The organism is Brevundimonas vesicularis, from assembly GCF_032067225.1.
GTDB lineage: Bacteria > Pseudomonadota > Alphaproteobacteria > Caulobacterales > Caulobacteraceae > Brevundimonas > Brevundimonas vesicularis_F.
Map to the genome: position 1 here is coordinate 1 of NZ_DAMBJX010000080.1, position 10,499 is coordinate 10,499.

The window sequence follows — 10,499 nt, forward strand, 5'->3', positions numbered from 1 at the left end:
GGGAGCGGCGTCGGATGCGCCGATGCAGAGCGCCGACGCCGCCTCCTGCGCCACGCGCGGCGGCACGATGAAACAGGTCGGGCGGATGCAATCCTGGCAGTGCGTCATCAACTATGCCGACGCCGGCAAGCGCTGCACCGACGGCGATCAGTGCCAGGGCGACTGCCGCATCGAGGGCAACAGCGGCGTGGCGCCGGGGACGGCGGCGACTGGCGTCTGCCAAGCGACCAGCGATCGCTTCGGCTGCAACACGACGGTCGAGGACGGCAAGGCCGGCCCGACCCTGTGCATCGACTGAGGTCGCAGGCACGAAAAAGCCCCCGTCGCGAACGACGGGGGCTGATCCATCCGTAAACGGATTTAGCCGGGTGGCCAGACCTTAGTGGGTCGAAGGCGTGTTGGCGGTGGTCATGCCGCCGTCGGCGTTGCCGGCTTGCTGCTCGACCATGTCGGCCTTGCGGTCGGCGTTCTTCTCGACCTGATCGGCCTGGGCGTTCAGGGCGTCGGCCTGAGCAGCGGTCGGAGCGGTCGCGGCTTGCGATTCGAGCTGGTCGGCGCGGGCTTCGCCCGTCGCTTCGATGGCGTCGGCTTGCTTTTCAGCGGCCTTGTCGGCGGCGCTTTCACCGCAGGCGGCGACGCCGGCCAGCATGAAGACCGAAGCGGCGGCTATGGCGAACTTTTTCATTTGAGTTTCCTCTCCTAGGTGGAAACTCTCAAACGCTACGGTAACGGTTCGGTTCACGCCGCCGTGAGATTTTCGTGATCGCCCGCCGCGTCAGCCCTCCGACTGGGCGAAGGCGACCCGCGCAGCGCCCAGCAGGGCGGCGTGTTTGTGCATGATCACCTTGGTCGGAATGTCCTGCATATATTCCTTGAACCGGCCCTTGCGCTCGAACCGCTGACGGAAGGGACTGGCCTTGATGAAGGGCAGGATGCGCGGAACGATGCCGCCGGCGATATAGACGCCGCCGCGCGCGCCGGTGGTCAGGGCGATGTCGCCGGCGACCGCGCCCAAGATGGCGCAGAAGCGGGCCAGGGTCGCGCCGCACGGGCTGTTGGGATCCGCCAGGGCCGTTGCGGTGATCTGGGCCGGGTCGTCGATATGGGTCTCACGCCCGTCGATCTCGGCCAGGGCTCGGTGCATGTTCAGCAGGCCCGGCCCGCAGATCAGCCGCTCAATCGACACCCGGTCATAACGGCGACGCAGGATGCGCAAGATTTCGTCCTCGACCGGATCGCCGGGGGGGAAGCAGGCGTGCCCGCCCTCGGACGGCATGGCCATCTCCTTGCCGGCCGCATCGCGCACCAGGGCCGAGACGCCGAAGCCTGTGCCGGGGCCGAGCACCGCGACAGTGCAGTGCGGATCGCCGTCGACCGGCCCGCCCAGGCTCTCCAGCTGGTCTTCCGGCACGATGGGCGCGCCCCAGGCCAGGGCCTCGAAGTCGTTGATCAGCTTGACCGGCTTCAGGCCCAGGGTCTGAAGCTCCGCCTCCGACACCTGCCAGGGCGAGTTGGTCAGGTCGATGGCGCCGTCCGTGACCGGGCCGGCGACGGCGATCACGCCGCCCGTCGGCTTGACCTCGCAGCCTTCGATGAAGGCGGCGACACCTTCCAAGAAGGTCGGATAGGTCTCGGCCGGGAAGCTCTCGTGGTGGTCCAGCACGGGCTTGGCCCCACCTTGGCCATCAGGCACCATGCGGGCCACGGCGAAGCGGGCGTTCGTGCCGCCGACATCGCCGACCAGAAGGGTCTTGTCATTCATTGGGGCGTTTCCTGCGCTCGGTTCGGTGGATCAGGCGTCCACAGTCCGATCGACGAAGTTGGGATTGGGCGGGGTGTCGTCGTTGCCGCGCGAGCCGGTCGGCAGGGCGAAACAGACCGTCGCTCCCTGCTCGGCCGTCGTGACCACATGGCGGAAGGCGCCGAACAGTTCACGGCCATAGCCCCAGGACGAACCCTCGGCGTTGGCGGCGGACCGGGCGGCCAGCGGACGGGCGGTCAGGTCGGGAACGCCGACGGTGGTCAGAACGCCAGCTTCGGCGTCCAGGCGGATGATGTCGCCGTCCTGAACATGAGCCAGCGGACCGCCGGCCAGGGCCTCGGGCGAGACGTGGATTGCGGCGGGCGTCTTGCCGCTGGCGCCCGACATGCGGCCGTCGGTGACGAAGGCGACCTTAAACCCCTTGTCCTGAATGACGGACAGGGCCGGCGACAGGCTGTGCAGTTCCGGCATGCCGTTCGCCTTGGGCCCCTGGAAGCGTAGGACCACGACGACGTCGCGGAACAGCTTGCCGTCCCGGAAGGCCTGGAGCGCATCTTCCTGGGTCTCGAACACGGCGGCAGGCGCCTCGACGATGCGGTTCTCGGGTTTGACGGCGGAGATCTTGATGACCGCACGACCCAAGTCGCCCTGAACCAGACGCAAGCCCCCCTCCTTGTCGAAGGGATTGGACGCCGGGCGCAGGATGTCAAGATCGAGACTTTCCTGGACCCCATCGCGCCAGACCAGTTCGCCGTCCACCATCGACGGTTCCTGGAAATAGGCCTGGATGCCTTGACCCATGATGGTCGTCACGTCGGTGTGGATATTGCCCGCCATCGCCAGCTCACGGGCTATGAAGGCGACGCCGCCGGCGGCCTGGAAGGCGTTCACATCGGCCGAGCCGTTGGGATAGACCCGCGCCAGCAGCGGCGTGACCGACGATAGCTCGTCCATGTCGGTCCAGTCGATCAGCACGCCCGCCGCCCGCGCCATGGCGACCAGGTGGATGGCGTGATTGGTCGAGCCGCCGGTGGCCAGCAAGGCCACGATCATGTTGACGATGGACTTCTCGTCGATGACGTCGGCCATGCGGCACTCGCCGTTGCGGGCCAGTTCGACCGCCCGTTTCGCCGCCGCCGCCGTCAGGGCGTCGCGCAGGCCGGTGTCGGGATGGACGAAGGCGGTGGAGGGCATGTGCAGTCCGCCCAGCTCCATCATCATCTGGTTGGAGTTGGCGGTGCCGTAGAAGGTGCAGGTGCCGGGCGAGTGATAGCTGCCGATCTCGCTTTCCAGCAGGGTCTGACGATCGACCTTGTTCTGCGCATACTCGGCCCGGACCCGGGCCTTTTCAGCGTTCGGAATGCCCGATGGCATCGGGCCTGCGGGTGCGAAGACGACGGGCAGATGGCCGAAGGCCAGGGCGCCCATGAACAGGCCCGGAACGATCTTGTCGCACACGCCCAGCATCAGGCCGGCGTCGAAGGCGTCGTGCGTCAGGGCGATGCCCGCCGACATGGCGATCAGGTCGCGGCTGAACAGCGACAGCTCCATGCCGGGACGACCCTGTGTGACGCCATCGCACATGGCGGGGGTGCCGCCGGCGACCTGGGCCGTAGCGGCGACCTCGCGCACGGCCTTGCGCACCACGTCGGGGAAGCGCTCGAACGGCTGGTGGGCCGACAGCATGTCGTTATAGGCGGTGACGATGCCGAGGTTGGGTTTGGACCCGTCCATCGCCGTCAGCTTATCGGCGATCGTCTGGCCCGCGAAGGCGTGGGCCCAGTTGGCGCAGCTCAACTTGGCGCGTCCGGCGCCGCTGTCGCGCGCGGCGTCCATGCGACGGATGTAGTCGGCGCGGGTCTCGCGGCTTTTCTCGACGATGCGGGCGGTGACGGCCGCCACGGTGGGATGAAGCGCCATTTCAGCCTTCCTCCGTCCACAAAACTTCAAGGGGAACGCCGGCAGCGATCAGGGCGGCAATGGGCTGAATCTTTGGATCGCCCTGGGCCTGTTCTTCGAAGACACGACGCTTGGCGGCGCCCTTCAGGCCCAGGATCACCCGGCCCGCAGACATCAGATAGGGCAGGTTGATCGACAGCCGTTCGAGCGTCGGCGCCATGCCATCGCGCCCATGCGGCACGCCCAGCACCGTGGGCTTCAGCGTCGGCGTCAGCAGGGTCTTCAGCGTCGGGCTTTCGGGGAACATGGAGCAGATATGGCCGTCCTCGCCCATGCCCAGCAGCACCGCATCGAACCGCCCGCCGGCATCGGCCAGGGCCTTTGCCGCCACGATGGCCGCACGGTCCACGGTGACCTCGGGCGTATAGAGCGGGATGAAGCGCGCCGTCGCCGCCTTGTCCTGAAGAAGCACGTCGCGAATGAGCCGGGCGTTCGATTCCGGCGAAGTCTCAGGCACATACCGCTCGTCCACTAGAGTCACGGCGATTTTGGACCAGTCTAGATCGGTCGCCGCCAAGCGGCGGTAAACGGGCGCAGGCGTCGAACCGCCGGGACCGGCGAACAGGGCCTGCCCATGGTCGCGGACGGCCGCGCCAAGAGTTTCGGCCAAACGCGCGGCGATGGCTTCGGCCCAGGCCTCGACGGAGGCGAAGGCTTCGATGGTTGGGGTCTCAGACATCGGTCGTATTCCAGTCGCGGCCGGTGCGGGCCATCAGCATGTCGGCGCTGTCGGGACCCCAGGTTCCGGCGACGTAGTCGTCGGGCTTCAGACCGGATTCGGCCCAGGCCTCGGACACCTCGTCCACCCATTTCCAGGCCTGCTCAGCCTCGTCGCGCCGCACGAACAGCGTCGAGTCGCCCGCCATCGCGTCCAGCAGCAGCCGCTCATAGGCGATGCGGCGGCGCGGCGGGGCGGCGGACTTGCCGTCCACCCCCCACGACAGGCTCATCTTGATCGGCTGCAACTGCATGCGCTGATCCAGGCCCGGACGCTTGTTCATCACCGTCAGAGAGATGTCTTCCTCGGGCTGAAGCTCGATGATCATCCGGTTGGCCTGAACCTCGCCCCGGTCGTCGCGGTCGAAGATCGAGTGCGGTACTGGCTTGAACTGGATGACGATCTCGGTGCGCTTCTCGGGCAGGCGCTTTCCGGTCCGCATGAAGAAGGGCACGCCGGCCCAGCGCCAGTTGTCGATGTCGGCGCGAACGGCGACGAAGGTTTCGGTGTCCGACGGCTGGCCGCGCTCCTCGTCATAGCCCTTGGCCGGCTTGCCCTCCGAGACGCCCGCCACATACTGACCCCGCACGGTCACGCGCTCGGCTTCGTCAGGCGTGATAGGGCGCAGGGAGCGCAGCACCTTGACCTTCTCGTTGCGCACCGAGTCCGGGTCCAGGTCGCTGGGCGGCTCCATCGCCACCAGACACAGGAGCTGCAGCATGTGGTTCTGCAGCATGTCGCGCAGGGCGCCGTATTCGTCATAGTAGGGCCAGCGATCGCCGACCCCCACCGTCTCGCCGATCGTGATCTGCACGTGGTCGATGGACAGGTTGTTCCACAGCGGTTCGAAGATCGTGTTGCCGAACCGCAGGGCGATCAGGTTCTGGACTGTCTCCTTGCCCAGATAGTGGTCGATGCGGAAGACCTGGTTCTCGCTGAAGGCGTGGGCCACGGCGTCGTCGATTTCGAGGAAGGACTTCAGGTCGCGCCCGACAGGCTTTTCCAGCACGATGCGGCAGTTCTTTTCCGCTAGACCCGCCGCCTTCATCGCCGTGACGATGCGGGCATAGAGCGAGGGGGATACGGCCAGGAAGGAGGTGACCTCGCCGTCGCCGACCTTGTCCTTCAGCGGCTTGAGGCTTTCGGGCGAGGTGGCGTCGACCGCCAGATAGTCCAGGCGGGCCTTCATCCGCGACCAGCTGGCTTCGTCCCAGACCTTGTCCGCCTCGGCGCGCGCCTTCACCGCCTCGTGCACCTTGGCGATATAGTCGTCGGCGCTCTCTTCGGAACGCGCGGCGCCGATGATCTTCAGCCCTTCCGGCAGAAGGCCGTCGTGTTCGAGGAAATAGAGCGACGGCAGGAGCATGCGCATCGCCAGATCGCCGCCGCCGCCAAACAGAATGAGAGCCGCCATGTCTTGTCCCTCGATGATCCCATTTGTCGGGACGCACGCCTTTACGGTCTAGCCGCTGTCTTTGGCCGCTTCCGCTCGCGAGGCCAACACGTCCAGCACGTCCTGAAACACCATGTTACGGGCATGGAGAAGAACGAGCAGGTGATAGATCAAATCCGCAGCCTCGCTGGCGAGTTCCTCGTCTGGGCCGGCGACGCCGGCCAGAGCGGTCTCCACGCCCTCCTCGCCGACCTTCTGGGCGATGCGTTTGGGCCCCTGTGCGATCAGTCGGGCGGTCCAGCTTTCGGACGGATCGGCGGCGGCCCGTTCGGCGATGGTTCGCTCCAGCCGGGCGATCCGACCCAGGCCCGGCGCGTCGGCCTCTCCGAAACAGCTCGTTCGGTCCAGGTGGCAGGCGTTTCCGACCGGCCTGACGCCCAACACGATGGCGTCGGCGTCGCAGTCGGCCGTGATGGAGACGACGTGAAGCCGGTCGCCCGAGGTCTCGCCCTTCCTCCAACGCCCCCCGCGCGAGCGCGAGAAGAAGGTGGCCTCGCCGGATGCGATCGTCTCGTCCAGCGCAGCGCGATCCATATAGGCCAGGGTCAGGACCTGCAGCGTGGCGGCGTCCTGCACCACGACGGGGACCAATCCGGCGCCCTTGGCGAAGTCGATGGTGTTCGGGTCGATCACAGTCTCATCTCCAGGCCTTCGTCGGCCAGGTATTGTTTCAGGTCCGGAATGGCGATGGCGCCGGTGTGGAAGACGCTGGCGGCCAGGGCGCCGGAGACGTCGGCCTGCTCGAACACAGCCTTGAAATGCTCCGGCGCGCCGGCGCCGCCCGAGGCGATCAGGGGAATGGTCAGACGTGCCCGCGCGGCGGACAGTTGCTCGATGTCATAGCCGCGCCGAACGCCGTCCTGATCGATGCAGTTCAGCACGATCTCTCCGGCGCCCAGGCTCTGCGCCTCGTCCAACCAGTCCAAGGTGCGTTTGCCGGCATGACGGCGTGCATCGGGGTCGCCGGTATATTTGTGGACCACCCAATCGCCGTCTTCGAACCGGCTATCGACGCCGACGACGACGCATTGGCTGCCCAGCCGCGCCGCCATGTCCGCGATCAGTTCGGGCCGTTCCAAGGCCGGGGAGTTGATCGAGACCTTGTCCGCTCCGTGGTCCAGACAGCGCGCCGCCTGATCCACGCTGCGAATGCCGCCGGCGACGCAGAACGGAATGTCCAGCAGTCGGGCGATGTCCTTGATCCAACCGTAGTCCAGCGTCCGCCCCTCGGGACTGGCGGTGATGTCGTAGAAAACGAGTTCGTCGGCGCCCGCATCGCGATAGCGGGCGGCCAGCTCGGCCGCATCGCCCATGTCGGTGTGACCGACAAACTTTACGCCCTTGACCACCCGGCCGTCCTTCACGTCCAGGCAGGGAATGATCCGCCGCGCCGTCACGAGCGTTTGGCCGCCGCGATCGCCTCGGGCAGGGTGAAGCAGTTCTCGTAGAGCGCGCGTCCGACGATGGCCCCGTGACAGCCCAGCGCCTTGACCGCAGCGATGTCGTCCAGCGAGGAAACGCCGCCTGAGGCCTGCAACACCAAATCCGGCCGACGGCTGCGGATTTCGGCCAGCAGATCCAGGTTCGGCCCGGTCAGGGCGCCGTCGCGACCGACATCGGTCACCAGCAGGTGTTTGGCCGTCCCCTTGGGATACCGATCCAGCGCCTCCCAAAGCGTCATGCCCGAGGACTGGGTCCAGCCCTTGAGCGCCGGGACCGCCACGCCGTCCTCGATCTTGACGTCCAGGGCCAGGGTGATGCGCTCGACGCCGAAGGTTTCCAGCCAGTTGGCCACCGTCTCAGGTTGGGTCACCGCCAAGGAGCCTACGACGACGCGCGACACGCCGGCGTCCAGCAGCTTTTTCACATCGTCGGCGCTGCGCACGCCGCCGCCCGACTGAACCTTGACGTCGATGGCCTGGGTCAGTTCGCCGATCAGGGCGTGCTGACGCGCCTCGCCCGCCTCGGCTCCGTCCAGATCGACGATGTGAATCCACTCCGCGCCCTCGGCCGCGAAGGTCGTCAGGCGGGCGGCCGGCTGCTGGTCGTAATGCGTCACCTGGGCGAAGTCGCCGTGCATCAGGCGCACACAGACGCCGTCCTTCAGGTCGATGGCGGGGTAGATCAGCATGACAGGCCCAGGAAGTTCTTGAGAATGGTCGCCCCGGCCTCGGCCGAGCGTTCGGGGTGGAACTGGCAGCCCCAGCGGTTGGCGGATCGAACCACAGCCGGGACGACGCCGCCATAGTCGGCGCGCGCCAGGGTCGCCGGTCCGTCGGGACAGACGAAGCCGTGGACGAAATAGGCATAGGCGCCGTCGACGACGCCCTCCAGCAAGGGGTCGTCGCGGTCGCGCGTCAACCGGCTCCAGCCCATGTGCGGCACCGGCAGATCGCCCGCAGGCTTCAGCCGCGTCACCGCGCCGGGAATGAAACCCAGCAGATCGACGCCGTCGCCCTCGTCGCTCGATCCGAACAGCAGTTGCTGACCCAGACACACACCCAGTAGCGGGCGGGGGAAGGCGCGGATCGGCGCGATCAGACCCAGGTCCGACAGGCGCTTCATGGCGTATCCGGCCGCGCCTACGCCAGGCAGGATCACCCGTTCAGCCTCGGCGATCACCGTCGGATCGTCGGTCAGGCGCACGGTCGCGCCCAGCCGCTCCAGCGCGAACTGGACCGAGGCGACATTGCCGGCGCCGTAGGCGATGACGGCGACCTCGGTCACAGAACACCTTTGGTGGACGGCACGGCGTCGCCCTCGACGCGGATGGCCTGGCGCAGGGCGCGGCCGAACGCCTTATAGACGGCTTCGGTCTTGTGGTGGTCGTCCTGGCCCGTGACCTTGATGTGCACGGCCGCGCCCATGGCCTCGGCCAGCGACCGGAAGACGTGGGCGGTCAGGTCGGTGCGGTAGTCGCCGATGAAGGGCGTCTCGAACGTCCCTTCGAACAGCGGATAGGGACGCCCCGACAGATCTATGGACACGGTCGCATTGGCCTCGTCCATCGGCAGGACGAAGCCGTAGCGGGCGATGCCCTTGCGCTCCCCCAGCGCCTGTTTCAGCGCCTGACCCAAGGCGATGGCGCTGTCCTCGATGGTGTGGTGCGGATCGGTGTGCAGGTCGCCTTCGCATTGCAGACGCAGGGAGAAGCCGCCGTGGGCCGCGATCTGCTCCAGCATGTGGTCGAAGAAGCCGACGCCGGTCTCGATCTTCACCGGACCGGACGCGTCCAGATCGACGGCGCAGACGATGCGGGTTTCCTTGGTGTCGCGCACGGTCTGACCGATGCGGGCCGGGCGGCGCTTGGCAGGCGTCAGGCCGAAGGCGGCCAGCAGCCGGTCGTTGACTTCGGACTTGATCGAGATCGGCAGGCGCAGACGCTCGCCGGACAGATCGGCCTCGACGCCGTAAGCCTTCAGAACGGCCAGGGCGGCGGCAGGCTCTTCGGGGCGCGCCATGATGATGGGACCAACGCCCGGTTCGACCGGCATCTGTCGACCCAGTTCGCGCACGACCCGTTCGCGCTCGCGCCGGACCGAGGCGATTCGCTCGGCGGTCTCGATCATCCGAGACGGATCGAGCGCCTGCATCGCCAGCCGCAACAGCGGTTCGGGCAAGGCGTAGGGCTCCAGCACCGACGCCAGACGCGTCAGAGTCTGGGCTTGGGCGATCGCCGCGCCGACGCGGGCGCCGGCCAAGCCATAGGCCAGGGACAGGCTGCGCAGCACGATCAGGTTCGGCTGATCGGTGACGACCGTCACGGCCGAGATGCTGTCGGAAAACTCGATAAGTCCCTCGTCCACCACCAGCAGGGCGGGGGCGACTCGGGCGGCCATTTCGGCGATGGCCTCGGGCGAGCCGAGCGCGCGGATGACGACGACTGCGGGTTCGCCCTTATTTGAATAGATGGCGGCCAGGCTGTCGTAGGGCTCGGCCTTCGGGGCCTCGACCGATCCGCCGTCGCGGGCGGCGAGGCGATACGCCAGTTCCAGCCCGTGGGTCAGGCCGCGCACCGGCAGCACCTGTTCGGCAGACACGCCATAGACCGCAGCCATGCGGACGGCGAGGGCGGAGGCGTCGCCGGGGTAGCGATCCAGACCTTCGCCGCCTGAGACTAGCGGGGGATAGGGAGCGGGCAGGGTCATCCTTCGGCCCTCAGGTCGGCGGCGCGGGCGTGGGCTTCGAGGCCCTCCATCCGGGCCAGGCGGGCGGCGATCGGGGCAAGCTGACGAGCGCCGGCCTCGTTCACCAGCTGGACCGACATGGTGGTCATGAAGCTGGCGGTGGTGACGCCGCCCAGGGTGCGGGCGCCGCCGTCGGTCGGCAGGACGTGGCTGGGACCGGCGGCGTAGTCACCCAGCGTCTCGGCGGCGAACCGGCCGACGAACACGGCCCCGGCGGCCTTGATCGAATCGACCAGCGGCTCGGGATCGTCGATCTGGATCGCCAGGTGTTCCGGGCCATAAAGGTTGGCGACCTCTGCGGCGTCGTCGAGGTCGCGGACCAGGATGGCGCGGGCCTCCTGCAGCGAGGCGCGGGCGATGGCTTTGCGCGGCAGGGTGGCGACCTGGGTCTCAACCTCCGACAGGATGTAGTCGATTGTG

Annotated in this window: 12 protein-coding genes; 1 reads left to right on the plus strand and 11 read right to left on the minus strand. The window is 67.6% G+C overall.

Features of this window, described 5'->3' with window-relative positions:
* Positions 1-298, plus strand: a 298-nt coding sequence (locus RT123_RS14540; RefSeq protein ID WP_313009872.1) for a hypothetical protein, incomplete at its 5' end; no start/stop codon positions are given.
* Positions 299-379: 81 nt separating this feature from the next.
* Here RT123_RS14540 and RT123_RS14545 read toward each other — a convergent pair.
* The 11 genes from RT123_RS14545 to RT123_RS14595 all read right to left on the minus strand — a co-directional run.
* The gene (locus RT123_RS14545; RefSeq protein WP_039244192.1) at positions 380-685 is read right to left on the minus strand and encodes a hypothetical protein; all 306 of its coding nucleotides are present in this window, start codon (positions 683-685) and stop codon (positions 380-382) included.
* 90 nt (positions 686-775) lie between these two features.
* Positions 776-1,762 (minus strand): glucokinase, encoded by a 987-nt coding sequence (gene glk / locus RT123_RS14550; RefSeq protein ID WP_313009874.1) that lies wholly within the window; start codon positions 1,760-1,762, stop codon positions 776-778.
* A 30-nt stretch (positions 1,763-1,792) separates the two neighbouring features.
* Positions 1,793-3,682: a phosphogluconate dehydratase gene (gene edd / locus RT123_RS14555; RefSeq protein WP_313009876.1), complete on the minus strand. Its 1,890-nt coding sequence runs from the start codon at positions 3,680-3,682 to the stop codon at positions 1,793-1,795.
* A 1-nt stretch (position 3,683) separates the two neighbouring features.
* Positions 3,684-4,400 carry a 6-phosphogluconolactonase gene (gene pgl / locus RT123_RS14560; RefSeq protein WP_313009877.1) on the minus strand — a complete coding sequence of 239 codons (717 nt, stop codon included), beginning with the start codon at positions 4,398-4,400 and terminating at the stop codon, positions 3,684-3,686.
* Positions 4,393-5,853 (minus strand): glucose-6-phosphate dehydrogenase, encoded by a 1,461-nt coding sequence (zwf, locus tag RT123_RS14565; RefSeq protein ID WP_039244196.1) that lies wholly within the window; start codon positions 5,851-5,853, stop codon positions 4,393-4,395. The genes pgl and zwf overlap by 8 nt, the downstream gene beginning before the upstream one ends.
* A gap of 48 nt (positions 5,854-5,901) precedes the next feature.
* Positions 5,902-6,525 (minus strand): bifunctional phosphoribosyl-AMP cyclohydrolase/phosphoribosyl-ATP diphosphatase HisIE, encoded by a 624-nt coding sequence (gene hisIE, locus RT123_RS14570; RefSeq protein WP_313009878.1) that lies wholly within the window; start codon positions 6,523-6,525, stop codon positions 5,902-5,904.
* Entirely contained in the window at positions 6,522-7,289 is a 768-nt protein-coding gene (gene hisF, locus RT123_RS14575; protein WP_284877200.1) for an imidazole glycerol phosphate synthase subunit HisF, read from the minus strand. The genes hisIE and hisF overlap by 4 nt, the downstream gene beginning before the upstream one ends.
* Positions 7,286-8,023, minus strand: a complete 738-nt coding sequence (hisA, locus tag RT123_RS14580; RefSeq protein WP_313009880.1) for a 1-(5-phosphoribosyl)-5-[(5-phosphoribosylamino)methylideneamino]imidazole-4-carboxamide isomerase — start codon at positions 8,021-8,023, stop codon at positions 7,286-7,288. The genes hisF and hisA overlap by 4 nt, the downstream gene beginning before the upstream one ends.
* Positions 8,017-8,619 carry an imidazole glycerol phosphate synthase subunit HisH gene (gene hisH, locus RT123_RS14585; RefSeq protein ID WP_313009882.1) on the minus strand — a complete coding sequence of 201 codons (603 nt, stop codon included), beginning with the start codon at positions 8,617-8,619 and terminating at the stop codon, positions 8,017-8,019. The genes hisA and hisH overlap by 7 nt, the downstream gene beginning before the upstream one ends.
* Entirely contained in the window at positions 8,616-10,040 is a 1,425-nt protein-coding gene (hisB, locus tag RT123_RS14590) for an imidazoleglycerol-phosphate dehydratase HisB (RefSeq protein WP_313009884.1), read from the minus strand. The genes hisH and hisB overlap by 4 nt, the downstream gene beginning before the upstream one ends.
* Positions 10,037-10,499: histidinol dehydrogenase (locus tag RT123_RS14595; protein ID WP_313009885.1), on the minus strand; the 463-nt coding region annotated here is incomplete at its 5' end. The genes RT123_RS14595 and hisB, both read right to left, overlap by 4 nt.